This window comes from Glycomyces sambucus (assembly GCF_900102815.1).
Taxonomy (GTDB): Bacteria; Actinomycetota; Actinomycetes; order Mycobacteriales; family Micromonosporaceae; genus Glycomyces; species Glycomyces sambucus.
In genome coordinates this window covers 103523-127411 of record NZ_FNGF01000009.1, presented here as the reverse complement: position 1 = coordinate 127411, position 23889 = coordinate 103523, and the positions used below count along the sequence as shown (strand labels likewise).

Here is a 23889-nt window from a genome sequence, read left to right as displayed (position 1 = left end):
CGGGGTCGGGGGCCGCGGGCCCGCGCCCCTAGACTGGTCCGATGCCGATCGTCGACAGCGCCATCTACCGCAAGGGCGTCCGCGAGTCGCACCACGTGACCCTGGACCGGACCTTCGAGGACCTGCACGAGCACGGCGGCTTCGCGTGGATCGGCCTGTACCGGCCGACCGCGGCCGAACTCGCGGCCGTCGCCGAGGAGTTCGAGCTCCACCACCTCGCCATCCAGGACGCGCGGACCGGCCACCAGCGCCCCAAGCTGGAGCGCTACGGCGACACGCTCTTCGCGGTCCTGCGCCCGGCCCGGTACCTCGACGAGACCGAGCAGGTCGAGTTCGGCGAGGTGCACCTGTTCATCGGCCCGAACTTCGCCGTCAGCGTCCGCCACGCCGAGAACCCCGACCTCTCGCAGGTGCGGCGCCGCCTCGAAGCCGACCCCGCGCTGCTGGCGCTGGGGCCCCAGGCGGTCCTGTACGCGGTGCTCGACGAGGTCGTGGACGGCTACGAGCCGGTCGTCGCGGGCATGGAGAACGACATCGACGAGATCGAGGACGAGCTGTTCTCCAGCGACGCCAACGTCGCCCGCCGCATCTACGAGGTCGCCCGCGAGGCCATGGCGCTCCAGCGGGCCACGCACCCGCTGGTGCGGGTCTTCCGGTCGCTGGAGGCCGGGTACGACAAGTACGGGGTCGACATCGAGCTGCGGCGCGACATGCGCGACGTGCTCGACCACGTGCTGCGGACCATCGAGCGGGCCGACACGTTCCGGGCCCTGCTGGAGAACGCGCTCACCGTCCACTCCACACTCGTGACGCAGGCGCAGAACGAGGAGATGCGCCAGCTCTCGCACGCGAGCATCGAGCAGGGCGACCAGGTCAAGAAGATCAGCTCGTGGGCGGCGATCCTGTTCACCCCGGGCCTGGTCGGGACGATCTACGGCATGAACTTCACCCACATGCCGGAGCTGAGCTGGACCCTCGGCTACCCGATGGCCCTCGGCATGATGCTCGCCTCGGCGGGGGTCCTGTACTGGGTCTTCAAGCGCTCCAACTGGCTCTAGGCCCGGCTCACGCCGCGATGCCGAAGGCCGAGCCGACCGCGTAGGTCACGATCATCGTCGCCGCGCCCACGGCCATGATCCGCAGCATCGCCGGGCCCTTCGCGGCCCCGCCGAGGTGCGCCGACGTGTAGCCGGTGATCGCCAGCGCCGCGACGACGGCCAGCGCGCAGCCCCAGACGCGCGCGCCGTCCGGCAGGAGCGTGATCGCCAGCAGCGGCAGCAGTGCGCCGCAGGTGAAGGCGATGAACGACGAGACCGCCGCGTGCCAGGGGTTGGTGAGGTCGTCGGGATCGAGTCCGAACTCGACGGCGGCGTGGGCGCGCAGCGGGTCGCCCGCGGAGAGCTCCCGGGCGGCGCTGCGGGCGGTGGCGGCGGACAGGCCGCGGCGCTCCAGGCTCTCGGCCAGCTCGTCCTCGGCGGCGCCGGGGTCGTCGCGCAGTTCGCGGCGCTCGGCCTCGACGAGGGTGGACTCGGTGTCGCGCTGGGTGGAGACGGAGGTGTACTCGCCGCCGGCCATGGAGAAGGCCCCGGCGACGAGGCCGGCGACCCCGGAGATGAGGATCGTGGACCGGTCGGCGGTCGCGCCCGCGACGCCGATGACGATGCCGGCGACCGACACGATGCCGTCGTTCGCGCCGAGCACTCCGGCGCGGAGCCAGTTGAGCCGGTTGCCGATCGAGCCGATGTCGTCGCCGCCGTGTGCATCCACGCCCTCAGTGAACCACAAGGTTGCACCGAGTGGGTCTTCTCACGGGGTGCATTGATTCGCCCCTGTGTGGAGTGTTATCTCCTGACGCCCGTCTCCGGGCGTCTACTGGGGATCTTCCCTGAGTGGACCGGCCGCGATATGGTCGGATCCCCTCCGATGAGAAGGGGCTCGAACATGAGCGAACCCGAAGCCGCCCCCGCGCCGGGCTCGGCGGACGCACCGGAGCCCGCGGGCCCGGGTGAGGCGCCGGCCGAGGCTCACCGCGAGGAGCAGGCAGCGCAGTGGGGCGCGGAGCGGCCCGCCGACGCCCCCGCCGCGGACCCTCCCGCGGAGCGGGGCGCACCGCCCCGGCAGCTCCCGCCCGTCCAGCGGCCGGTCCCCCCGCAGCAGCCCCTCACCCCCGCGCAGTACCAGCAGCAGGTGCAGTACTACCGGCAGATGGCCGCGCAGCAGCCCGTCGTGATCCTCCCCAACCCCCGCTGGCACCGGCCGGACCGCAGCGCCCCGCAGCTCGCGGTGATCGCCGCGTTCGCGGTGGCGCTGTTCGCCGCGTGGTCGGCGTTCCCCGGCGGCGGCGTCGGGATCGGCTTGGCGCTCACCGGCATCGCGCTGGTCGCGGTGCCGCTGGCGGCCTCGGGCGAGGACCTGCTCCCCCGGCTGCCCGGCGCGGTCCTGGTCGCGGCCCTGTGGTCGGTGGCCGCGGTGCGCGACGCCGGATGGGTGGTCGCGCTGTGCGCGGTCGCCGCGTTCGCGCTGACGCCGCTGGCGCTGGCGCCGCAGCGGAAGCTCGGCGGCACGCTCATCGCGGTGTGCCTGGGCTGGCTCGAAGGGATCGCCGAGTCCGTCAAGTGGGCCAAGCGCGGGCGCCCGTCGAAGGGCGAGCGCGGTCCCGGCACGATGCGGATGCTGTGGACGGCCGGGGTCACGGTCTGCCTGCTCCTGGTCTTCGGCGGCCTGTTCGCGGCGGCCGACTCGACGTTCGCCGACCTCGTGGGGCGGCTGCTGCCGGACCTGAACCCGGCCGAGGTGGTCCTGCGCCTGATCCTGGCCGCGGTGCTGCTGCCGGTGGTCGTCACGTGGATCTACGCGGCGGTGGCGCGCCCGGTGTGGGACGCGGCCGAGGAGCGGGGGCACCGCACGGTGTCGCGCTTCGAGCTGGCGCTGCCGCTGGGGGCGCTGAACCTGCTGTTCGCGCTGTTCATCGGCGTGCAGCTGCGGGTGTACTTCGGCGGCGAGGACTACGTCATGGAGACCGCCGGGCTGACGTTCGCCGAGTACGCGCGGCACGGCTTCTGGCAGCTCAGCGCGGTCGCGGTGCTGGCGCTGGCGGTCATCGCGGCCGCGGCGTGGCTGGCGCCGAAGCGGAGCAGGGGCGACCGGTGGACGGTCCGGGTCCTGCTCGGGCTGCTCGCGCTCATGTCGATGACGGTGGTGGCCTCGGCGACGTTCCGGATGTACACGTACACCCAGACGTTCGGCCTGACGCGGCTGCGGGTGTGGATCTTCACCGTGGAGTTCTGGCTCGCGGTCCTGTTCGCGCTGGTCCTGGTGGGCTGCTGGCGGCTGCGGGCGACGTGGCTGCCGCGCGCGGTCCTGGCCTCGGGCGCGCTGACGCTGCTGGGCCTGGCCGCGGCGAACCCGGACGCGATGATCGCCCGCTACAACATCGAGCACGACGACGAACTGGACGTGGACCTGGCGTACCTGAGCGACCTGTCGGCCGACGCCGCGCCGGCGCTCATGGACCTGCCCGAGGAGGACCGCGAGTGCGTGCTGCGCGCGGAGCGGGACCCCCGGGTCGGCGACCCCGACGACGAGCGCCCCCTCATGGCCTGGAACTGGGGCCACCAGCGGGCGCTGGGCCTGGTCGAGGACGTGGACGAGCCGTCCGATCCGCTGTGCTTCACCGACTACCCCGCGTACGACGCCCCGGACTACACCGACGAGGGCGCGGCCGCGGAGCCGTCGATGTTCACCGCCGCCACGTGCGACTCCTACGACCTCGCCGCGACCGCGGAGCTGTTCGGGACCTCCGCGACCGGCGACCGGGGACTGGAGAACGACGACGCGGCCCAGTTCGCGAACGCGCCCTCCGACGACGAGGAGGGCTGGTACCTCCAGTGCGGCTTCTACGGGCCGGGCAGCACGTACCTGCTGATCGACGTGCAGGACCTGCTGACACCTGAACGCGCGCTGGCGGGGGTCGACGAGTGGCGCGCCGGGTCCTCGACCGGCGCGGGCGCCGAGAACCTCGCCGAGCTCGACGGGAGCGCCCCCGGCTTCACCACGTGGTGGGACTCGCCGCGGACCTACAGCTACGTGGTCGCGGAGGGTCCGCTGCTGATCCAGGTGCGGCTGAACGAGTCGGCCGTCGACGCGACCGCCGAGGCGGTCGCCGCGGACCTGGCGAACCAGACGTACGCGCTGTACGAGGCGTCCTGATCCACGCGAGAGGCCCGGCGGGTGCACCCGCCGGGCCTCTCGTGTGGACGTTTCGCGCGGCTCGTTTGCATGCGCGTCACATGTCCGTTTAGTTTCGGAGCCATGCTGCGAGTGATCGGCGCGGGCCTGCCGCGCACCGGGACCATGACCCTCAAGCACGCCCTCGAGACCCTCCTGGGCGCCCCCTGCCACCACATGTCGGAGGTCTTCGGGCACCTCGACACCCATCCCGCCGGGTTCCTCGCGGCAGCGCGGGGCGCGGCGACGGACTGGGAGGCGCTGCTGGACGGCTACGCGGCGGCCGTGGACTGGCCCGCGTCGGCGTTCTACGCCGAACTGGCCGAGGCGTACCCCGATGCGGTCGTGGTCCTCTCCCGGCGCGACGCCTTCGACACCTGGTGGCGCTCGTGCAACGACACGATCTTCACCGGCATGGACACCGACGACACCGCGACCGCGGAGTGGACGGCGATGATCGCCGCGATCTGGGAGAAGACGTTCCCCGGGGCGGACCGGGACGACCGGGACGCGGTCGAGGCCGCGTACGGGGCGTACCACGAGCAGGTCCGCGCGGTGGTGCCCGCCGGGCGCCTGGTCGAGTTCACGACCGGCGCGGGCTGGGAGCCGCTGTGCGCGGCGCTCGGGGTGCCGGTCCCGGACGAGCCGTTCCCGTACCTGAACACCGCCCGCGAATGGCACGAGCGAACCGGGGCCGTGCCGCCGGGCGGCATCGGCGCCGGGTAGGGCTCAGCCGTGGAGCCGCTTCGCGGCCTCGCGGCTCGCCTCCATCGCGAACCGGGCCCAGTCGGGGCTCGCCCCGGCCATCCCGCACGTGGTCGTGACGCTGACCTGGCGCGGCAGCTGCTCGGGCGCGAACCCGAGCCGGTGCCACAGGGCCTGCACGCGGTCGGCGGCGGCCTTGTCGACCCCGGGGTGCGGGCGCCCGAGCGCGGGGACGACCCCGGCGATGAGGCGCCCGCCGCCGTCGAGGTACTCCCCCAGGGCGTCGACGCGCGGCACGTCGTCGAGGTCCAGGGCCGTCAGGTCCATCGAGACGGCCTGCGCGCCCGCCTCCCGCAGCAGCCCCACGGGCACGTCCGGGGCGCAGCAGTGGACGACGAGGGGGACGCCGACGGCGTCGGCGACCTCGCGGAGCCGGTCCCGGACCACCTCGACCGGCACCCGCCGGTAGAAGTCCAGGCCCGACTCGGTGTTGACGCGGCCCGCCAGCGCGGCGGGCAGGCTCGGCTCGTCGAGCTGGATCGACAAGGCGGCCTTCGGCATCCGTGCCTGCGCGGCGGCGATGAAGTTCCGCAGCCCCTCGCCGAGGGAGGCGGCGAGGTCGGCGACCGCGCCGGGGTCGGCGAGCATGGCGCCGCCGGTGCGCCGCCACAGGTTCGCCGCGAGCGTGAACGGCCCGACGGCGGTGAGCCGGACCGGGCCCGTCGCGCTCACCTCGTGGAGGGCGTCGAGGTCGCGTTCGAGGAAGTCGCGGGCGCGGCGGGCGTCGACGCCGGGCAGGTCGGCGATCTCCCAGCGGAACGCCCACCACTGGACGGGCAGGCCCGCGAGGAGGGCCGCGCCGCGGCCGATCATGTCGGCGCCGAGGCCGCGGCCGGGCAGTTCCGGCAGGTGGGGCCATTCGGGGAGCTCCCCGAAGACCACGTTGGCGGCCTCGCCGATGTCGGTCCCGGGGAGGGACCCGACGCCGGTGGCGACGCCAGAGGGGAGGGCCGCGGCCGCGTCAGACACCCGCAGCCTCCAGTGATTCCGTTTCGGAGGACGCCGAGGCGTCGATGGTCCCGGACGCGAGCACGGCGTCGCCTTGCGCCGCATCGGGGTCGTAGACGACGAGGGCCTGCCCGGCGGCGACGCCGAACGCGGGCCGGTGCAGGCGCGCGGTGAGGCCGCCGTCCTCGGCGGTGACCGTGGCGGGGTAGACCTCGCCGTGGGCGCGGAGCTGGATCTCGGCCTCGAAGGTCCCGGTGCGCTCCTCGGCGAGCCACACGGGCGCGCCGGTGCGGATGCGGTCGACGCGGAGCGCTTCGCGGGGGCCGACCTCGACGCGGTTGTCGACGGGCGTGATCGACAGGACGTAGCGGGGCCGGCCGTCGGCGGCGGGGCGCTTGAGGCCGAGGCCGTGGCGCTGGCCGACGGTGAACTGGTGCGAGCCGTCGTGGCTGCCCAGGACCTCCCCGGTGGCCCGGTCGACGATGTCGCCGGTCGCGCTGCCGAGGCGGTTCTTGAGGAACCCGGCGGTGTCGCCGTCGGCGATGAAGCAGATGTCGTGGCTGTCGGGCTTGCGCGCGACGGCGAGGCCGCGGGTCTCGGCCTCGACCCTGACCTGGTCCTTGGGGGTGTCGCCGAGGGGGAACATCGAGTGGGCGAGCTGCGCGGGGGTGAGCACGGCGAGGACGTAGGACTGGTCCTTGCCGGGGTCGACGGCGCGCCGCAGGAGCCCGTCCTCGCCCTTGCGGGCGTAGTGGCCGGTGGCGACGGCGTCGAAGCCGAGGGCCATGGCGCGGTCGAGGACGGCGGCGAACTTGATCTTCTCGTTGCAGCGCAGGCACGGGTTCGGGGTGCGCCCGGCCGCGTACTCGCTGTAGAAGTCCTCGACGACGTCCTCGTGGAACCGCTCGGCCATGTCCCACACGTAGAAGGGGATGCCGATGACGTCGGCGGCGCGGCGCGCGTCGCGGGAGTCCTCGATGGTGCAGCAGCCGCGGGCCCCGGTCCGGTAGGTCTGGGGGTTCTTGGACAGCGCCAGGTGCACGCCGGTGACGTCGTGCCCGGCCTCGACGGCGCGGGCCGCGGCGACGGCCGAGTCGACCCCGCCGCTCATGGCGGCCAGTACTCGCATTTTCACGCCTTCCACTGTAACCAGGGCCGGGGCTAGGAGAGGCCGGCGGTCTTCGCGCGGCGGACGGCCTCGGGGATGGCGGCGACGAGCGCGTCGACGTCGGCCTTCGTGGTGGGCCAGCCGAGGGTGAACCGCAGGGAGGAGCGGGCGTCGTCGGGGTCGGCGCCCATGGCGAGGAGCACGTGGGAGGGCTGGGCGATCCCGGCCGAACACGCGGAGCCTGTGGCGCATTCGACACCGGCGGCGTCCAGGAGCATGAGGAGCGCGTCGCCCTCGCAGCCGGGGAAGGACAGGTGCGCGTTGCCGGGGAGGCGGTGCTCGGGGTCGCCGTTGTAGACGGCGTCGGGCACGGCCCCGCGGATGCGGGCCACGAGGTCGTCGCGCAGGAGCGCGAGCCGCTCGGACTCGGTCTCCCGGGTGCGCACGGCGTGGACGACCGCTTCGGCGAGCGCGGCGATCCCGGGCACGTCGAGGGTCCCGGAGCGGATCTCGCGCTCCTGGCCGCCGCCGTGCAGGAGCGGGACGGCGGTGACGTCGCGGCGCAGCAGCAGCGCGCCGGTGCCGGTGGGGCCGCCGAGCTTGTGGCCCGAGAGCGTGAGGGCGGCGGCGCCGGAGGCGGCGAAGTCCACCGGGACGTGGCCGACGGCCTGGATGGCGTCGGTGTGCACGGGGATGCCGTGGGCCTGCGCGAGCGCGGCGATCTCGGCGACGGGCTGGAGGGTGCCGACCTCGTTGTTCGCCCACATGCAGGTGATGACGGTGATCTCGGCGGCGCGCTCGGCGAGGAGCGCGGTCACCGCGTCCATGTCGATGCGGCCGATCGCGTCGACGGGCAGCTCGGTGACGTCGGCCTTCTCGTGGTCGCCGAGCCAGGCGACGGCGTCGGCGACGGCGTGGTGCTCGATCGCGGTGGACACCACCCGGTTGCGGCCGTCGGCGCGGCGGGACCAGTGGATCCCCTTGACGGCGAGGTTGTCGGCCTCGGTGCCGGAGCCGGTGAAGATGACCTCCCCGGGTTTGGCGGCGAGGGCTTCGGCGATGCGTTCGCGGGCCTCTTCGACGGTGCGGCGGGCGGTGCGCCCCGAACCGTGGAGGGAGGAGGCGTTGCCGAGGGACTGGGCGGTGCGCACGTAGGCGTCGAGGGCTTGGGGGAGCATCGGCGTTGTGGCGGCGTGATCGAGATAGGCCATGGCCTCTCCAGTCTACGGCGCGTTCCGGGTGGCGCCCTGTGGCGGACGCCGCGGACGGGGCGTGTTCCGGTCCTTGGGAAAGGGCGTGCCGGGAGGGCCCGGATGTCGGCCTCGGACCCGATGGTGGGCCCGCGATAGAATCTGACGAATCCTCCTACCTTTCCGGTATACAGGATCGCCGCCCCGGACCGGGTTGCGAAGAGACCGCGCAAGCCGAGTCGAGAGAAAGTGTGTGCCGATGACGCCCGAGCTCGCCGAAGCGCTCCGCACAGGGCCGTTCCACACCGCGCTGCGCGTCGCCATCCAGACCAGCGGCCTCGGCCTCGACCGCATCCGCCACCGCCTCTCGATGCGCGGCATCACGGTGTCGACCACGAGCCTGAGCTACTGGCAGTCCGGGCGGTCCCGCCCCGAGCGGGCCGAGTCGCTCGCGGCCGTCACCGCCCTCGAAGACCTCCTGGAGCTCCCGGCCGGGTCCCTGCGGGTCCTCCTGGGCCCCAAGCGGGCCCGCGGCCCCCGCTCGATCCGCGGCCAGCTCCCCCGCCCCGACGCGGTCCTCGGCGGCGACGCGGTCCGCGAGCTGTGCGACCAGGTGCCGGCCTCGCGCGAGCACACCCTGGACATCCTGAGCCAGCAGGTGGTCGTGCACGTGGACTCGCAGTGGCAGGAGTCCCTGTTCGAGCTGTCGATGCTGGTGCGCGCGAGGCGCGACGACGTGGACCGCTACATCCTGCTCTACCGCGGGGACACCGGCTGCGACATCGACGACATCGAGTTCAAGCCGGTCCGCGACTGCACGGTGCCGAACGTCCTGCGCCACGACGACGCCCCGGTGGCGCTGGCGGAGATCGTGTTCGACACGCCGCTGCCGAAGGGCGCGACGCACCTGTTCGAGATCGTGGTGCAGGGCAACGGCGGGATCTCCAGCGGGCACGGGAACGCGTTCCGGTACCCGGTGGACCAGTACTCGCTCCAGGTGCGGTTCTCCTCGGACGCGGTGCCGAGGCGGGTGTACCGCTTCGCGCAGTCGAGCCTCCAGCGCGAGAAGCGCGAGACCGGCGACCTCCAGCTGGGCCCGAACCGCACGGTGGCGCTGGCGGAGCCGGTGCCGCGGCCGGGTGCGCTGGGGATCGGCTGGGAGATCTCGTAGACGAAGCGGGAAGGGCGCCTCCGGAGAACCGGAGGCGCCCTTCTCGTCTCGGTCTAGTCCTCCTGGTTCCGGAACTTGTTCACGGCCCACCAGGTGCCGGGGAGCAGCAGCGCGGCGAAGACGAGCTTGACGAAGTCGCCGGCGAGGAAGGGGACCATGCCCGCGTCGAGGGCCTGGGCGGCGCTCATGTCGAGGGCGACGGCGAGGTAGGGGACGCCGAAGGCGTACATGACGACGTTGCCGACGACCATGAGCCCCACGGTCTTCAGGACGGTCCGGTCGCCGCCGCGCTCGGCGAGGAAGCCGACCGCGACCGCGGCGACGAGGAAGCCGATGATGTAGCCGAAGGTCGGCATCGCGTACCCGGACGTGCCCTCGGTGAACCACGGGACGCCCGCGGCGCCGGCGGCGAGGTAGAGCGCGAGGGTCAGGCCCGCGCGCAGGGGGCCGAAGGCGGCGCCGACGAGGAGCACGGTGAACGTGGTGAGCACGAACGGGACCGGGCTGATCTGCGGGATCGTGAACGCGACCTGCGCGGAGGCGCCCACGGCGCCCGCACCGGCGAGGACGAGCACGGCGTCGCGAGCGATCGCGGCGGCCCGGGTCGAGGCCGGCAGGAGGTCGGCGAGAACGCGTGGTGCTGCAATCGAGGCGGCTGAGGCGACCATTGCGGATTCCTCCAACATCATCTGTAGGTTCTATATAACGAGAGGCTCCGGGAAGCCTAACCCACGACTGTTACGAACGAGTGACGGCCCACCGGCTCCCGAGACACCCTCGACTCGCCCCACGGCCCGCCGGCGAGCCGACATGTCACACCCACCGGGCACCTTTGAACCGGGGGCGACCGCGAACCCGAGAACCCCTCGCGCGCAACGCGAACCCAGGCCGATCGTCACACCCCTCGGGCACCTTTGAATCTGGGGGCGACGCCGCACGCGACCCACCCTCGCATTTCACCGCCCTCAACGCCCGCGCGGCCGGGTCCCGCCGACGGCGGGACCCGGCCGCGCCGGTCGCTGCTGCCTACTTCCGCTTCTCGATCTCCTCGAGGGCCTGCGGGAGCACCTGGAAGAGGTCGCCGACCACGCCGAAGTCGGCCATGCCGAAGATCGGGGCGTCGGCGTCCTTGTTGACGGCCACGATGACGCGCGAGGTCTGCATGCCCGCGCGGTGCTGGATCGCGCCGGAGATGCCCGCCGCCACGTAGAGCTGCGGGCTCACGGTCGTCCCGGTCTGGCCGACCTGGAACTTGTGCGGGTAGTAGCCGGAGTCGGTCGCGGCGCGCGAGGCGCCGACCGCGCCGCCGAGGGCGTCCGCCACCTTCTCGATGAGCGCGAAGTCCTCGGCCGAGCCCACGCCGCGCCCGCCGGAGACGACGATGCGCGCCTCGGACAGGGCCGGGCGGTCGCCGGCGGGCTCGTCGACCCGCTGGGCGACCTTGACGCGCTGGTCCGCCGAATCGACGGTCGCGTTCACGGTCTCGGTCGCGGGCGAACCCGGCGCCGGGGCCGGCTCGGTCGCGCCGGACTTCACCGTCGCGAGCGTGAACCCCTTGGTGGACTTGGACTTCACCACGGTGGCGCCCGCGAAGGCGTCCTGGGTGGCGGTCCCGTCCGCGTCCAGGCCCGACACGTCGGTCATGAGCCCGTTGTCGAGCGCCACGGCCACGCGCGCGGCGAGGGCCTTGCCCTCGTCGGTGCTCGGGAGCAGGAAGAAGCCCGGGTTCGCGCTGCGGGCCAGGTCGATGAGCACGGCGGCCTTCGGGTCGACGAAGTAGTCGTCCACCCCGGGGGCCTCGACCCGGTAGACCTTGGCGGCGCCGTACTCGCCCGCGAGCGCGGCGGCGGCGTCGTCGAAGGCGATCGCGGAGACGTCGCCCAGAGCGCGCGCGAGGGTGAGGACTTCGGCGGCGTGCTTGCCGGAGTTCGGTACGTACACGAGGATGTCGGTCATGACGGTCTCACAGTCCTTTCAGCGGCTCAGATGAACTTCTCGGCGGCGAGGAACCCGGCGAGGGCGGACCCGCCCTGCCCCTCGTCGGTGACGATCTGGCCGGCGGTGCGCTCAGGGCGCGCGGCCGCGTCCACGACCTCGTTCCAGGCGGCGCCCGGGCCGGCGGCCTCGACGCCCAGGTCGGCGAGGGTCAGCGTCTCGACCGGCTTGCGCTTGGCGGCCATGATGCCCTTGAGCGACGGGTAGCGCGGAGTGTTGATGGTGTCCCAGACCGAGACGATCGCGGGCAGGTCCGCGGTGAGCACGTCGTACCCGTTGGTGCGCTGGTGCTCCACGGTGACCGAGGTCCCGTCGGTGTCGATCTTGCGGGCGCCGGTCAGGGCCGGGGCGCCGGTGCGGGCGGCCAGGAGCTGCGGCATGACGCCCATGTTCGAGTCGGTGGACTCGGCGCCGGCGATGACGAGGTCCCACTCCAGGCGGCCGAGTGCGGCGGCGAGGATCGCGGAGGTGGTGAGGGCGTCGGAGCCGCCGACGGCGTCGTCCTCGACGTGGACGGCCTTGTCGGCGCCCATGGCGAGGGTCTTGCGCACGGTCTCGGTGGCCTGGCCGGGCCCGAGCGTGAGGACGGTGACCTCGCCGCCGTGCGCCTCCTTGAGCTGGAGCGCGGCTTCGACGGCGTATTCGTCGAGCTCGCCCATGACGTTGTTGGCGCCGTTGCGGTCCACCCGCAACTGGGCGTCCAGTTGTCTCGCGAGCCCCGAGTCGGGGACCTGCTTGACCAGAACCACGATGTTCATAGACAACCTCCGAGGTCGTTCTTGGCGACTTGGCGACACAGTAAAGGGCCTTGGACGGTCCCTGAGCCTGGGGCCGACTATATCCTATGAAGTTACCAACGAGTAACACCACGGAGGGCGCAACACCCCGAGCCGTTGTTGTCCCGAAGGCGCCGGGCAGGCATGATTGACGACATGATCCGCGTGTTCGTCTTCCTGTTCCTGGCGCACCTGGCGCTGGTCATCGCGGCGCTCGCCGACTGCCTCGGAGGCGAGCACCTGCCCCGGAAGCTCACGCGCGGTTGGTGGGTCGCCATCATCCTGCTCGTGCCGGTGGTCGGCGGGATCCTGTGGTTCTCGATCGGCCGGGCCCGCCCGCCGCGGCCGCAGCCGGGGACGGGCCGCACCGGGAGCACCGGCGGCCCGCGGGACCCCAGGGGCCCCGTGGCGCCGGACGACGACCCCGACTTCCTGCGGGACATCGACCGCCGCCTGCGCGACGAGAACAAAGAGGACTAGTTCAGGCCGACTTCTCGCGGCGCATCCGCACCGGGCGCCGCGGGGTCGACTTCGTGCGCGGCACGAGCGTCGGATTCACGTTGCGGCGCACCACGTCGGCGGTGATCTCCACCTTCGCGACCTCGTCGGCCCGCGAGGGGATCTCGTACATGACGGGCTGGAGGACCTCTTCCATGATCGCCCGCAGCCCCCGCGCGCCGGTGCCGCGCAGCAGCGCGGACTCCACGATCGGCTCCAGGGCGTCCGGGGCGAACTCCAGCTCGACGCCGTCGAGTTCGAGGAGGCGCTGGTACTGCTTCACCAGGGCGTTCCGCGGCTCGGTCAGGATGCGCAGGAGCGCGGCCTTGTCGAGGTGGTCGACGGTGGTGAGGATCGGCAGGCGCCCGACCATCTCGGGGATGAGCCCGTACTTGAGCAGGTCGTCGGGCATGACCTGGGAGACGATCGCGTCCCCTTCGGCGTCCTCGGCGTGCAGCGGAGCGGTGAAGCCCACGGTGCGCTTGCCGATGCGGCCCTTGATGATCTCCTCGATCCCGGCGAACGCGCCGCCGCAGATGAAGAGGATGTTCGTGGTGTCGATCTGGATGTGCTCCTGGTGCGGGTGCTTGCGCCCGCCCTGCGGGGGCACCGACGACACGGTGCCTTCGAGGATCTTCAGGAGCGCCTGCTGCACGCCCTCGCCGGAGACGTCGCGGGTGATCGAGGGGTTGTCGGCCTTCCGCCCGGCCTTGTCGATCTCGTCGATGTAGATGATGCCGGTCTCGGCCCGCTTGACGTCGAAGTCGGCGGCCTGGATGAGCTTGAGGAGGATGTTCTCCACGTCGTCGCCGACGTAGCCGGCCTCGGTGAGGGCCGTGGCGTCCGCGATCGCGAACGGGACGTCGAGCATCCGGGCGAGCGTCTGCGCGAGGTGGGTCTTGCCCGAGCCGGTGGGCCCGACCATGAGGATGTTCGACTTCTGGAGCTCGACGTGGTCGCCGCCGCGGATCGAGCCGAGCTCGTCGAGCTGCACCCGCTTGTAGTGGTTGTAGACCGCGACCGCCAGCGCGCGCTTGGCGTTGTCCTGGCCGATCACCCACTGGTCGAGGAACTCCACGACCTCCTTGGGCTTGGGCAGGTCCTCCCAGGCCACCTCGGCGTCCTCGGCGAACTCCTCTTCGATGATCTCGTTGCAGAGGTCGATGCACTCGTCGCAGATGTACACGTTGTTCGGGCCGGCGATGAGCTTCCGGACCTGCCGCTGCGACTTCGAGCAGAACGAGCACTTCAAGATCTCGCTGTCACCCAGGCGTGGGGCCATCGCGGTAACTCCCTCCCTCGGCGGCGTGCGATCCAGGGCCGCCGAGCGTGCGTGCTTGCTCCGTTGATTCAGGACGAACCGGTGTCTCGATCCAGTATTTCGCATTTGCGGCCACTGCGCCAGGGGCGGTCGCAGACCGTGATGCCGGGTCCGGTTCCGGGCGGCGCCGGTGCCAGCGCCACGGTATCGCGGACGGGCGACGTTCGGGGGCGATCGACGGAGGATTCGGGTGTGCGGGGAGCGCGGCGGCCGGGCGGCCGCCGCGCTCGCGCGGGGCGTCCTACGCGGCCGCTTCGGCCGGCAGGGCGTTCTTCTTGCGGTAGGTGAGGACGTTGTCGACCAGGCCGTAGGCGACGGCCTCGTCGGCGGTGAAGATCTTGTCGCGCTCGATGTCGCGGCGGACCTTCGTGACGTCCTGACCGGTGTGGCGGGCGAGGATCTTCTCCAGCTGGTCGCGCATGCGCATGATCTCGCGGGCCTGGATCTCCATGTCGGACGCCTGGCCGAAGGTGCCTTCGGTGGCGGGCTGGTGGATGATCACGCGGGAGTTCGGCAGCGCGGTGCGCTTGCCGGGGGTCCCGGCGGCGAGGAGCACGGCGGCGGCCGAGGCGGCCTGGCCCATGCACACGGTCTGGATGTCCGGGCGCACGTACTGCATGGTGTCGTAGATGGCCATGAGCGCGGTGAGCGAGCCGCCGGGCGAGTTGATGTACATGATGATGTCCCGGTCGGGGTCGTTGCCCTCGAGGACGATCAGCTGGCTCATGATGTCGTTGGCCGAGGTGTCGTCCACGGGGGACCCGAGGAAGATGATCCGGTCCTCGAACATCTTGTTGTACGGGTTCATCTCCTTGATCCCGTACGAGGTCTTCTCGGTGAACGACGGGACGATGTAGCGGGCGCGCGGGTCGAAGCCCCCGGCCTGGGCGTGGATGTCCATCATCGGGTTCGCCTCCTGGTTCCTAGTTTCCGGCGGGGACGTCGGCCACCCGCTTGACCACGTGGTCGATGAAGCCGTAGTCCTTCGCCTCGGCGGCGGTGAACCAGCGGTCGCGGTCGGAGTCGCGCTCGATCTCCTCGATCGTGCGGCCGGTGTGCTCGGCGACGCGCTCCTGGAACATCTGCTTGGTGTAGAGCATCTGCTCGGCGAGGATGGCGACGTCGGAGGCGGTGCCGCCGATGCCGCCGGAGGGCTGGTGCATCATGATGCGCGCGTGCGGGAGCGCGTAGCGCTTGCCCGCGGTGCCGGCGCACAGGAGCAGCTGGCCCATGGAGGCGGCCATGCCCATGCCGACGGTCTGCACGTCGTTCTTGATGAACTGCATGGTGTCGTAGATGGCCATGCCGTCGTACACCGAGCCGCCGGGCGAGTTGATGTAGAGCTTGATGTCGCGCTGGTCGTCCTCGGCCTCGAGCAGGAGCAGCTGGGCGCAGAGGCGGTTGGCGATCTCCGAGTTGACGTCGGAGCCCAGGAACAGGATGTGCTCCTTGAGCAGCCGGTCGAAGACCATGCTGTCGAGGCCGACCGAGGAGGCGTCACCGCCGCCGCGTCGGGCCACCGCGTTGACGACGTCCTTCTCCAGCTGCGAGGAGAATGGAATCGAATGCTCCATGTCTTTGCACCTTCATTCTGTCTCGGCGATATGGGCTCAGCGTTGCGGCTGCCAATCCAGACCTTAGCCCGTCCCGGCGACGATCGGACGCGCCTGGGCTCCGTGTTCGCTCGCAGCGGAGCGGCGCCCCCGGGGGTCCGGGGGCGCCGCTTGGCGCGGCGGGTCTCAGCCGAGCGCGTAGGCGGTGGCGCCGACGACGGTCATCAGCAGCGCCGAGCCGGGGTGCATCCAGATGGTGGCGCGGATGTCGTGCTTGCCCCAGACGAACCAGACGCCCGGGAGCAGGAACAGGATCTTCGAGGGGACCGTCCAGATCGCCCAGAAGTGGTAGATCGAGAACAGGGCCGTGTTGAACAGGGGCGCCCAGCGGCCGAGCTGCGGGAGGCGCGGCAGCAGGAAGCCGCGGAAGTAGTACTCCTCGATGAGCGGCAGGAGGAACCCGGTGAACGGGCCGAAGATGAGCAGGGTGGTGAGGACGGCCTCCTTGGAGTAGGCGTCGAGGTAGGTGGTGCCGGAGCTGCCGGAGCCCTCGAAGGTCACCCAGGTGAAGAAGTGGTCGTAGGTCCAGGCGTCGAGCGGCGCGAGCGAGAGCGACACGACGGTCATGTAGATGAGGAACCCGATGCCGATGAGGGCGATCTTCCCGCGGGAGAACGGCTTGTCGCGGTAGCGGACGACGCCGCCGCGCATCGTGTAGCGGCCGGTCTGCCGCTTGCCGAGCCAGAACAGGCCGAACCAGAGCGGGAAGAGCACGACCATGAGGCCGATGGCCCAGGCCGCGAAGATCGGGAGGCCGGCGGCCCGGCTGATGGGCGCGCCGATCCACGCGTAGGCGGCGACGATGAGGGCGCCGGGGACGAGGTGGAGGGCGATGGACAGGGGGATCGAGTGCTTGTCGGCGAGCAGTTTCGCTACGAGGCCCTTCGGCCGAGCGGTGGTCGCGGCGTCCGCGGTGTGGAGGTCGTTCATGGGGAGAATGCTCGGCGACCGCGCTGACACGGCCCTGACACGGCGCTGACGCCCCTGGACGCGGCGGGTGCGGAGGTGCTTCCGCGCGCATCCGCGGTGCACTTGGCGCGGGCGGGATCCGCTCCGCCGCAACGACAAAGGGCCCGACGCGATATGCGTCGGGCCCCTCGGAAAACCGGTGGGAGGCTTACTCCTCGGTCTTGTCCTCGTCCTCGGTGTCGACCGCGTCGGTCTCGCCGGCCTTCTGGCGGCCCGGGAACAGGTCCTCTTCGGTCAGCTCGTTGCCGGCGGCGTCGACGACCGACGCCTCCTTGACGACCTCTTCGAGGGCCAGCTGCTGGCGCAGCGAGGCGGCGATCTGCTGGAGGCCGCCGTTGGTGCGCAGCTCGTCCACGAAGCGCTGGAACTGGTCCTGCGGGACGCCGCGCTGCTGGGCCTGGCGCACGACCTCGGCGGTCATGAGCTCGCCGGAGACCTCCAGCTCGCGGTCGCGGGCGATCTGGCCCAGGACGATCGACTGGCGCAGGTTCGACTCGACGTCGTCGCGCAGCTCCGCGTCGAACTCCTCGGCGGACTTGCCGACCATCTGGAGGTACTCCTCGAAGCCGCCCGCGATCTGCTGGACCTGCTCCTGCATGTGGCCGCGAGTGTGGTCGACCTCGTCGGTGACGGTCTTCTCCGGCAGCGGCAGCTCGACGGCCTCGAGCAGGGCCTCGAGGGTCTTGGCGCGGGCCTCGTTGGCCTTCGCGGTCTTGCCCGCGGTCTCCAGGCGCTCGCGGGTCGCGCCGCGCAGCTCCTCGAGGGTGTCGAACGGGCTGGCCATCTCGGCGAAGTCGTCGTCGAGGTCGGGGAGCTCGCGCTCCTTGACCTGGGTGACCTTGACCTCGACCTGGGCGTTCTCGCCCTCCTGCTCGCCGGCGAGGGTCGACTCGATGGTCTTCTCGTCGCCCGCGGACATGCCCACCAGGGCCTCGTCCAGGCCGTCGAGGAGGTTGCCGGAGCCGACCTCGTGGCTCATGCCGGTGACGGAGCCGCCCTCGACCTCTTCGCCGTTCTGGGTGGCGCGCAGGTCGATCTGCACGAAGTCGCCCTCGGCGGCGGCGCGCTCGACGGTCTTCAGGGACGAGAAGCGCAGGCGCTGGGACTCGATGTCCGCGTCCACGTCCTCCTCGGAGACGTCGCCGGCCTCGACGGTCACCTTGAGCGACGAGAAGTCGGGGAGCTCGAAGGCCGGGGTCACGTCGGTCTCGACGATGAACTCGAACGGCTTGCCGTCCTCGATCGGCTTGACCTCGGTCAGCTCGGGGCGGCCCAGCGCGTTCACCTCGTTCTCGGTGACGGCCTTGGTGAGGTTCGCCTGCACGGCCGGGTCCATGGCCTGCGCGTAGACGGAGTCCTTGCCGATGCGCTGGTCGATCACCTGGCGGGGGGCCTTGCCGGGGCGGAAGCCGGGGACGCGGATCTGCTGCCCGACCGTCTTGTACGCCTCGTTGATGTACGGCGCCAGCTCTTCGAACGGCACCTCGACCGACAGCCGCACCCTGGTCGGGCTCAGGGTCTCGACAGTGCTCTTCACAGACGTACTCCTCGATCAGATTTCGCTCAATTGCTTTCGCGTCGGCCGGATGCCTGATCCGGACCGGTGGGTCGCCGACAGCGCAGCGCGAACCCCCGCTCCGATCGAGTCTAGGCCGCCGGGGGGCCACCGCCCCGCCGGGTGTGGGCGATATCGCGACGCGTCACTGTTGAGCTGGGACGCGGCCGGTGCGACCGGTGGTAGCCGAGATCACCTAGACTACGCCGTGCGATCGTTCTCCCGAGGCGTCGACCCGACCCGCACCCGTCGGCCCTCCCACCGGCGCCGCCGCGCGACGCCTCACCCCGAACCGGAGTAAACGCTGTGGCCGCTCAGACACTGCTGGTCTTCACCAAGACGACCGGATTCCGGCACGACTCCATCCCCGCCGGCGTCGAGGCGGTGCGGCGCATCGCCGCTGACCTGGGCGCCGAGGTCGAGCACACCGAGGACGCCGCCGTCCACGACCCGGTCGAGCTCGCCCGCTTCGCAGCCGTCGTGTGGCTCTCGCCCTCCGGGGACGTGCTCGGCGAGCTGGAGCGGGCCGCGCTCGCGGACTACGTGACCGGGGGCGGCGGCTGGGCCGGGGTCCACGGCGCCGCGACCGCCGAGCCGTCGTGGCCGTTCTTCACGGAGCTCGTGGGCGCCCGGTTCATCGGCCACCCGCCCGGGTGCACGCCCGGCGAGGTCGACGTCGTGGTGGCCGACCACCCGGCGACGGCGCACCTGCCGAAGCGGTGGGCGTGGACCGACGAGTGGTACAGCTTCGACGAGCGCCCCCAGCACGTCGAGGTCCTGCTGGAGGCCGACGAGACCACGTACGAGGCGGGCGAGCTGGCGATGGGCGCGCCGCACCCGCTCGCGTGGCACCGGCGGCTGGAGGCCGGGCAGTGCTTCTACACCGCGCTCGGGCACGACGCGGGCGCGTACGAGGACGAGGACTTCCTGGGCCACCTCGCGGGCGGCCTGCGGAGCGTCCTGCCCGCCAGGTGATCTGGGCCACGTAGACTGGCCGCGAGCGTTCCTCTCGTCCTCCCGGCAGGTGGCCCCATGAGCGATCCCGTCCGCGTCCTGGTAGCCGACATCGGCTCGGTCCTGTTCGCCTTCGACCCCGGCCGGCGCCTGGAGCTGCTGGCGGCCCGCACCGGGCTTCCCGAAGCGGAGCTGCACGCGCGGCTGTTCGCCTCCGGGTTCGAGACCCGCTGCGAGGCGGGCGAGCTGACCGCCGGCGAGATCCGCGACGAGGTCGCGGCGCTGACCGGGTTCGACGGGAGCGCGGACGAGCTGATGGGCCTGTGGACCTCGGCGTTCACCCTCGACCGGGACGTCCTGGACTGCTTCGCGAACGCGGGCGCGGTGCTCGCGGTGTTCTCCAACAACGGGCCGCTGTTCGCCGACGCGTTCGGCGCCCGGTTCCCCGAGGCCGCGCAGTGGTTCCGGCACCGCTTCTTCGCGTGCCGGCTCAAGGCCCGCAAGCCCGACGACGCGGCCTATGAGCAGGTGGAACAGGGCCTGGCGGCGGCGTTCGGGGCCGAACCGCGGGACCTGCTGCTGGTGGACGACAGCGCCGCGAACACGGCCCGGGCGGCGGCGCGCGGATGGCGCTCGCACACGTTCACCGGCGCCGCACCGCTCCGGGCGGTCCTCCGCGCGGAGTGAGGGCATGCGCTACACTTGCTCCCGATCCGCTCATGCGGACGCGCGGGTGTAGCTCAATGGTAGAGTCTCAGTCTTCCAAACTGATTGCGCGGGTTCGATTCCCGTCACCCGCTCCAGTACTCCCCCACTTGAATGCCCGCTCTGCGAGCGGGCATTTCCGCTGTTCCGGACTCGCGCCTGTTCCGGACTCGCGCCTTTCGCACTGCCCGTCCCGATTTTCCCCGTGCCCGGAGATCTCGCAGCACCGGCTCCACTACGGGTCAGACGGCACACTCCCGCACCGCCCCCCGCATTGTGAGGAACGGCCCGGGGCGTTCCGCTAGCGATCGAGGAAGGCGGCGTTGCACTCGCGTTGCAGCGCTTCGTCGTTCCACATGGCGTGCTGCGGGGCGGCGTTGGAGCACACGATGGTGCCCCAGGCGCCGACCCGGGCGGAGTGCGCGACCGCGTCGCGGCACAATTGCGCGCCGACCGGGCCCTCCTCGAAGCGGGCGTCGCGGGGCGTGTAGCCGACCCAGCCCTCCCCGAAGTAGACCGGCACGCCGAGGCGCTTCGCGTGGTCGGCGGCGGCGTCGATCCAGTCGCGGAGGCGGTTCGCCATCGCGATCCGGTGGGCGCCGTAGTGGTCGTACAGCCAGCGGTCGAACTTCTCGGGGTCGCACCAGTCGTGGACGTAGATCTCGGCGGGCTGCATGATCGACGCCTTGAGCTTCCACGCGTTCGCCTCGGGCAGCGCCCACTCGGGGATCCGGGGCGCGTCCTCGCGCAGGAGTGCGGCGTCGGCGGCGTCCTGCGGGAAGGCGGCGGCGTCGCGGCGCAGCCCGAACCCGTCCACGAGGTCGTCGAGGACCCCGTAGACGTACGGGTGGAACGCCAGCGCGGTCGCGTTGCGCGGCAGGCCCCTGAGGGACGCGAGAGGGACGCCGCCGTAGTTGGGGGCGCACAGGACCTGGGGGTGGCGGGCCTGGAACGCGGCGATCCCCGCTTCGAGGCGGTCCTGGAGCTCGACCACGGCGTCCTCGACCCCGGGGAGCCCGGCCGTCAGGTGTCCGATCTGGACCTCGTTGTGGGGTTCGACGCACGCGATCACATGGGCGAGTCCGTGTTCGGCGAGGAAGTCCACGAGGTCGGCCTGGGCCTCGCCGAGGACGGTGAGGCGGTCCTCGGGGTCGACGGCGTGCAGGGCCTCGTACCAGGCGGGGTCGTCGGCGAAGGCCGGGCTCTGCTGGTACTCCCAGGAGGAGGAGATCACCGCGACGCCGTGGCGGTCGGCGGCGCGGAAGAAGTCGAGCAGGTGGGCCTTCGCGTCGATGACGGTGGGCTCCCGCACGTCGTACCAGCGGACGCGGGAGCCGTACTCGCCGCCGAGCGGTTCGAGGCGGAGCGCGCTGGTGTCGATGCCGGACCGGAAGAGCAGGAACGGCATCGCGCAGATGCGCACCGCGTTGTAGCCGAGGTCCACGGCCTTCGCGAACGCGGCGTCGAGGTCTTCGAAGGGTTCGCCGGGGCCGGTGCGCACGTACCAGGAGAAGTCCCAGAGCGTCATCGCGAGGCGTTCGGGCAGGTGGTCAGGGATCGCGGTCATCGCGAATCCTCCTCAATGGTGAGTCGGGTCTCTTTGACCCCGATCGCTGTCACACGTTGCACTGCTATCCCGTCCTCTATTCGCCGCACTTCCGGATCGACCCACACCCCGGTGGCGCGGCGCCACGGCAGGAGTTCGAGTCGTACTGAGCGGAGGGAGGTCACATCGAGGTCCCATGGGCGGCCGTGCCAGAAGTGGTCGCCGATGAGCCGGTCCCCGTCGTACGCGCGCCCCGCATCTCCGGTCCACTCGACGCGCAGCAGCGTCCGGTCGGCCCCGGACACGGGCAGCGCGACGTCGACCACGGCGGCGCCTGAGTAGTCGTCGGGTGCACTGAGCCGGCCCATCGGCCCGCCGAAGCGGGGCGCGGGAGCAAGGCCGTGCTCGGGCAGCAGGTCCGCGGCGAGTTCGGTGGGGCCGGCATCGGGTTCGGTGAGGGTCCAAGTCCGCCAGCGACCGCCGATGAGCACTGACACGTCGGCTTCGGGGGTGTCCATCCGTGCGACGAGGCGACCGCCCTCGGCGTACACGGGCACATCTGCGAGAACGAGCCGGTCGCACCCGGCGAGTTCGAGGCGGTAGAGCCGGTTCGCGCTCAGTTCGTCGAGCACGAGCAGGCGCACGTGGTCACGGCCGAGGTCAAGGTTGCGGTCGCGGTCGCGGTCGTGGTCACGGCCGAGGTCAAGGTCGCGGTCGCGGTCACGGCCGAGGTCAAGGTCGAGGTCGCGGTCGCGGTCGCGGTCGCGGTCAGGATCGAGATCGCGGTCGAGATCGAGATCGATGAAGCAGTCCGGACCAGGAGGTGAAGGCAGTTCTACAGAAGACCCGTCGCTCAACACGAGCTCGACGGGAACGCCGGGAACGGCGGCGAGCACCACGAGGTCGACACCGCGCTCGGACTCAGGGCCGGCATCCAAGCCGCGGCCAGATCCCGGGTCCGGCAGGGAATGCGGCGCCGAAGCCGATCCCGGGAGGCGGACCGGGTCTGGAGTAACGCTCAGGTCCGAGTCAGCGCCCGGCGCTGGAATCCGGGTGAGGATCTGCGCGGTGGCCGTGCGGAGTTCAAGCGTAGGAGTGAGGGGGTAGCGAAGAGGCCAGACGAATGAGGTCCCTGCGGGTACGTCCACGGGGCTGCTCGGCGCGGTGACGCTCTGACCATCGCCGAACTGCACGGTGAACTGGACCCCGGCCTGGGGTTCCAAGGGCCGCTTGGGCGGTTGGTAGGTGGTGGCGAAGAGGTAGCCGCTCGTGCCGTCGGAACGAACGGCCCAGCGCAGTTCGGCCGGGTCGTCGCTGCCGCCGCCCACGTGGGAGGCCATGCGGGCGAGCCGGTGCCCGTCGGCGCGGAGCCACAGGTGCTGGCGGCGCAGTAGGTGATGGTGGGGCCGGATCTGGCCGTGCTCGCCGATGGGGGCGCCGAAGTCGTAGGACAGGGCCGGTACGTCGTTGGGGTAGCCGGTGGCCTGCGACTCCTGTTCGGTCCCATGGGGTCCGGTGCGCTGGGTGCCGCCCGCGTACATGTAGTACCCCTGCCAGACCGACCCGGAGCCGAGCTTCGCGAGGGCGACGGCCGCGACGTCGTCCGGCGTGACCAGCGGCCGACGGTGGTACGCGACGTGCATGCCGCCCCCGAGTTCGCAGGTCACAAAGGGGACTTCCTTACGGGAGGCGGCCGGAGCGGTGGCGCTGTCAGGCGCCGTCCGCTGGGCGGTCGTGCCCGAGTCGAGGACTTCGTGGGCGGAGGCGGCCCCTGGCTCCTCGGAGTTTCCGTGCTCGGCAGCCGGGAGTTCGGTGATGCCGTCGAGGGCTTCGCGGAGGTCGGCGCCGACCGAGACGTCGTCTCGGACTGCGCTGTAGCGGAAGTGGACGGGTGCGAACGCGGGCCACTCGGTGGTGGTCTCCTCCCAGAACCCGTCGGCGTAGGCGCCGAAGACGGGCAGGATCGACTCGGGCACTTGGGCGCCGCCCCAGCCGGTGGCGGTCCAGACCGGCACCCGCAGGCCCAGCTCCTCGGCGATCTCGCGAAGCGCGGCCAGGTGCTCGGGCCGGTCGTACAGCTCGTTGTCGACCTGGGCGGCGATGATCGGTCCGCCCTCGGCGTGGGCGAGGCCGCGAAGCTGCGCGATCGTCTCGCCGTAGAGCGTCCGCACCAGTGCCAGGTACGCGGGGTCGTTGGTGCGGGGTTCGAGGTCCCGCGCGAGCAGCCAGTCGGGGAAGCCGCCGTTGCGGTACTCCCCGTGCGCCCAGGGCCCGAGCCGCACCACGACGTCGAGGCCGTGGGCGGCGGCGAGTTCGATGAAGGCCCGCAGGTCGAGGTTCCCGGACCAGTCGAAGCGTCCGGGCTCGGGCTCGTGGGCGGCCCAGAAGACGTAGGTGGCGACCGAGTCCAGCCCGCCCGCACGGGCATGTCCCAGCACTTCGCTCCAGCGCTCACGCGGCAGCCGCGAGTAGTGGATCTCGCCGGTCACCGGAATCCAGGGCCGGCCGCCGCGCTCGATCCACCGGCTGGTCACCTCGATGTCCCCGC

Annotated in this window: 21 protein-coding genes and 1 tRNA gene; 8 read left to right on the top strand and 14 right to left on the bottom strand. The window is 71.8% G+C overall.

All coding sequences use genetic code 11. The features are described from left to right. Positions 1 to 41: 41 nt before the first annotated feature. Positions 42 to 1058 carry a magnesium and cobalt transport protein CorA gene (locus tag BLS99_RS23670; RefSeq protein ID WP_091054205.1) on the top strand — a complete coding sequence of 339 codons (1017 nt, stop codon included), beginning with the start codon at positions 42 to 44 and terminating at the stop codon, positions 1056 to 1058. A gap of 7 nt (positions 1059 to 1065) precedes the next feature. On the opposite strand, the gene BLS99_RS23665 is transcribed toward BLS99_RS23670, so the two are convergent. Then, positions 1066 to 1767: a VIT1/CCC1 transporter family protein gene (locus BLS99_RS23665; protein ID WP_245712387.1), complete on the bottom strand. Its 702-nt coding sequence runs from the start codon at positions 1765 to 1767 to the stop codon at positions 1066 to 1068. Positions 1768 to 1941: 174 nt separating this feature from the next. Here BLS99_RS23665 and BLS99_RS23660 point away from each other — a divergent pair, with 174 nt between their 5' ends. Then, positions 1942 to 4209, top strand: a complete 2268-nt coding sequence (locus tag BLS99_RS23660; RefSeq protein ID WP_143034931.1) for a DUF4153 domain-containing protein — start codon at positions 1942 to 1944, stop codon at positions 4207 to 4209. Positions 4210 to 4311: 102 nt separating this feature from the next. Then, positions 4312 to 4953, top strand: coding sequence for a sulfotransferase family protein (locus BLS99_RS23655; protein ID WP_143034930.1), 642 nt, complete (start codon positions 4312 to 4314; stop codon positions 4951 to 4953). A 3-nt stretch (positions 4954 to 4956) separates the two neighbouring features. On the opposite strand, the gene BLS99_RS23650 is transcribed toward BLS99_RS23655, so the two are convergent. Genes BLS99_RS23650 through BLS99_RS23640 form a run of 3 tightly spaced genes read right to left on the bottom strand, consistent with a single transcriptional unit; the run spans position 4957 to position 8259 of the window. Next, the gene (locus BLS99_RS23650; protein ID WP_091054201.1) at positions 4957 to 5961 is read right to left on the bottom strand and encodes a methionine synthase; all 1005 of its coding nucleotides are present in this window, start codon (positions 5959 to 5961) and stop codon (positions 4957 to 4959) included. Continuing rightward, positions 5954 to 7069: a tRNA 2-thiouridine(34) synthase MnmA gene (gene mnmA, locus BLS99_RS23645; RefSeq protein ID WP_091054200.1), complete on the bottom strand. Its 1116-nt coding sequence runs from the start codon at positions 7067 to 7069 to the stop codon at positions 5954 to 5956. The genes BLS99_RS23650 and mnmA overlap by 8 nt, the downstream gene beginning before the upstream one ends. A gap of 32 nt (positions 7070 to 7101) precedes the next feature. Continuing rightward, positions 7102 to 8259, bottom strand: a complete 1158-nt coding sequence (locus BLS99_RS23640; RefSeq protein WP_091054199.1) for a cysteine desulfurase family protein — start codon at positions 8257 to 8259, stop codon at positions 7102 to 7104. Between the two features lie 238 nt (positions 8260 to 8497). Here BLS99_RS23640 and BLS99_RS23635 point away from each other — a divergent pair, with 238 nt between their 5' ends. Continuing rightward, entirely contained in the window at positions 8498 to 9409 is a 912-nt protein-coding gene (locus tag BLS99_RS23635) for a hypothetical protein (RefSeq protein ID WP_091054198.1), read from the top strand. 53 nt (positions 9410 to 9462) lie between these two features. On the opposite strand, the gene BLS99_RS23630 is transcribed toward BLS99_RS23635, so the two are convergent. From BLS99_RS23630 to BLS99_RS23620, 3 genes are all read right to left on the bottom strand, one after another. After that, a complete protein-coding gene (locus tag BLS99_RS23630) occupies positions 9463 to 10077 on the bottom strand; it encodes a biotin transporter BioY (RefSeq protein ID WP_091054197.1) in 615 nt (204 codons plus the stop codon). Between the two features lie 358 nt (positions 10078 to 10435). Beyond that, on the bottom strand, positions 10436 to 11365 hold the full coding sequence (locus BLS99_RS23625) for an electron transfer flavoprotein subunit alpha/FixB family protein (protein WP_091054196.1): 930 nt from the start codon (positions 11363 to 11365) through the stop codon (positions 10436 to 10438). Between the two features lie 26 nt (positions 11366 to 11391). Further along, positions 11392 to 12162, bottom strand: a complete 771-nt coding sequence (locus BLS99_RS23620) for an electron transfer flavoprotein subunit beta/FixA family protein (RefSeq protein ID WP_091054195.1) — start codon at positions 12160 to 12162, stop codon at positions 11392 to 11394. A 162-nt stretch (positions 12163 to 12324) separates the two neighbouring features. On the opposite strand from BLS99_RS23620, the gene BLS99_RS23615 reads away from it, so the two are divergent. Continuing rightward, positions 12325 to 12660, top strand: coding sequence for a PLD nuclease N-terminal domain-containing protein (locus BLS99_RS23615; protein WP_091054194.1), 336 nt, complete (start codon positions 12325 to 12327; stop codon positions 12658 to 12660). A 1-nt stretch (position 12661) separates the two neighbouring features. Here BLS99_RS23615 and clpX read toward each other — a convergent pair whose 3' ends face one another. The 5 genes from clpX to tig form a co-directional block, all read right to left on the bottom strand. Beyond that, on the bottom strand, positions 12662 to 13960 hold the full coding sequence (clpX, locus tag BLS99_RS23610; protein ID WP_091054193.1) for an ATP-dependent Clp protease ATP-binding subunit ClpX: 1299 nt from the start codon (positions 13958 to 13960) through the stop codon (positions 12662 to 12664). 280 nt (positions 13961 to 14240) lie between these two features. After that, positions 14241 to 14903: an ATP-dependent Clp protease proteolytic subunit gene (locus tag BLS99_RS23605; RefSeq protein ID WP_091054192.1), complete on the bottom strand. Its 663-nt coding sequence runs from the start codon at positions 14901 to 14903 to the stop codon at positions 14241 to 14243. Positions 14904 to 14922: 19 nt separating this feature from the next. After that, positions 14923 to 15573 (bottom strand): ATP-dependent Clp protease proteolytic subunit, encoded by a 651-nt coding sequence (locus BLS99_RS23600; RefSeq protein WP_091054191.1) that lies wholly within the window; start codon positions 15571 to 15573, stop codon positions 14923 to 14925. 165 nt (positions 15574 to 15738) lie between these two features. After that, a complete protein-coding gene (locus tag BLS99_RS23595; protein WP_091054190.1) occupies positions 15739 to 16542 on the bottom strand; it encodes a CPBP family intramembrane glutamic endopeptidase in 804 nt (267 codons plus the stop codon). A 187-nt stretch (positions 16543 to 16729) separates the two neighbouring features. Then, on the bottom strand, positions 16730 to 18118 hold the full coding sequence (tig, locus tag BLS99_RS23590; protein WP_091054189.1) for a trigger factor: 1389 nt from the start codon (positions 18116 to 18118) through the stop codon (positions 16730 to 16732). A gap of 324 nt (positions 18119 to 18442) precedes the next feature. Here tig and BLS99_RS23585 point away from each other — a divergent pair, with 324 nt between their 5' ends. The 3 genes from BLS99_RS23585 (at position 18443) to BLS99_RS23575 (ending at position 19893) form a co-directional block, all read left to right on the top strand. Then, on the top strand, positions 18443 to 19111 hold the full coding sequence (locus BLS99_RS23585; protein ID WP_091054188.1) for a ThuA domain-containing protein: 669 nt from the start codon (positions 18443 to 18445) through the stop codon (positions 19109 to 19111). 57 nt (positions 19112 to 19168) lie between these two features. Continuing rightward, positions 19169 to 19777, top strand: a complete 609-nt coding sequence (locus BLS99_RS23580; RefSeq protein WP_091054187.1) for an HAD family hydrolase — start codon at positions 19169 to 19171, stop codon at positions 19775 to 19777. Between the two features lie 42 nt (positions 19778 to 19819). Beyond that, positions 19820 to 19893: transfer RNA gene (locus BLS99_RS23575), tRNA-Gly, on the top strand. A 203-nt stretch (positions 19894 to 20096) separates the two neighbouring features. Here the strand turns inward: BLS99_RS23575 and BLS99_RS23570 are convergent. After that, entirely contained in the window at positions 20097 to 21362 is a 1266-nt protein-coding gene (locus BLS99_RS23570; protein WP_091054186.1) for a cellulase-like family protein, read from the bottom strand. Continuing rightward, the gene (locus tag BLS99_RS23565) at positions 21359 to 23875 is read right to left on the bottom strand and encodes a beta-galactosidase (protein ID WP_176953505.1); all 2517 of its coding nucleotides are present in this window, start codon (positions 23873 to 23875) and stop codon (positions 21359 to 21361) included. The genes BLS99_RS23570 and BLS99_RS23565 overlap by 4 nt, the downstream gene beginning before the upstream one ends. Between the last annotated feature and the right edge of the window lie 14 nt (positions 23876 to 23889).

Excerpts from the sequence above, each read along its gene's own strand:
- BLS99_RS23670 (WP_091054205.1), top strand. The coding sequence starts at position 42 with ATGCCGATCGTCGACAGCGCCATCTACCGCAAGGGCGTCCGCGAGTCG.
- BLS99_RS23660 (WP_143034931.1), top strand. The coding sequence starts at position 1,942 with ATGAGCGAACCCGAAGCCGCCCCCGCGCCGGGCTCGGCGGACGCACCG.
- BLS99_RS23655 (WP_143034930.1), top strand. The coding sequence starts at position 4,312 with ATGCTGCGAGTGATCGGCGCGGGCCTGCCGCGCACCGGGACCATGACC.
- mnmA (WP_091054200.1), bottom strand. The coding sequence starts at position 7,069 with ATGCGAGTACTGGCCGCCATGAGCGGCGGGGTCGACTCGGCCGTCGCC.
- BLS99_RS23640 (WP_091054199.1), bottom strand. The coding sequence starts at position 8,259 with ATGGCCTATCTCGATCACGCCGCCACAACGCCGATGCTCCCCCAAGCC.
- BLS99_RS23635 (WP_091054198.1), top strand. The coding sequence starts at position 8,498 with ATGACGCCCGAGCTCGCCGAAGCGCTCCGCACAGGGCCGTTCCACACC.
- BLS99_RS23630 (WP_091054197.1), bottom strand. The coding sequence starts at position 10,077 with ATGGTCGCCTCAGCCGCCTCGATTGCAGCACCACGCGTTCTCGCCGAC.
- BLS99_RS23625 (WP_091054196.1), bottom strand. The coding sequence starts at position 11,365 with ATGACCGACATCCTCGTGTACGTACCGAACTCCGGCAAGCACGCCGCC.
- BLS99_RS23620 (WP_091054195.1), bottom strand. The coding sequence starts at position 12,162 with ATGAACATCGTGGTTCTGGTCAAGCAGGTCCCCGACTCGGGGCTCGCG.
- BLS99_RS23615 (WP_091054194.1), top strand. The coding sequence starts at position 12,325 with ATGATTGACGACATGATCCGCGTGTTCGTCTTCCTGTTCCTGGCGCAC.
- clpX (WP_091054193.1), bottom strand. The coding sequence starts at position 13,960 with ATGGCCCCACGCCTGGGTGACAGCGAGATCTTGAAGTGCTCGTTCTGC.
- BLS99_RS23605 (WP_091054192.1), bottom strand. The coding sequence starts at position 14,903 with ATGATGGACATCCACGCCCAGGCCGGGGGCTTCGACCCGCGCGCCCGC.
- BLS99_RS23600 (WP_091054191.1), bottom strand. The coding sequence starts at position 15,573 with ATGGAGCATTCGATTCCATTCTCCTCGCAGCTGGAGAAGGACGTCGTC.
- BLS99_RS23595 (WP_091054190.1), bottom strand. The coding sequence starts at position 16,542 with ATGAACGACCTCCACACCGCGGACGCCGCGACCACCGCTCGGCCGAAG.
- BLS99_RS23580 (WP_091054187.1), top strand. The coding sequence starts at position 19,169 with ATGAGCGATCCCGTCCGCGTCCTGGTAGCCGACATCGGCTCGGTCCTG.
- BLS99_RS23570 (WP_091054186.1), bottom strand. The coding sequence starts at position 21,362 with ATGACCGCGATCCCTGACCACCTGCCCGAACGCCTCGCGATGACGCTC.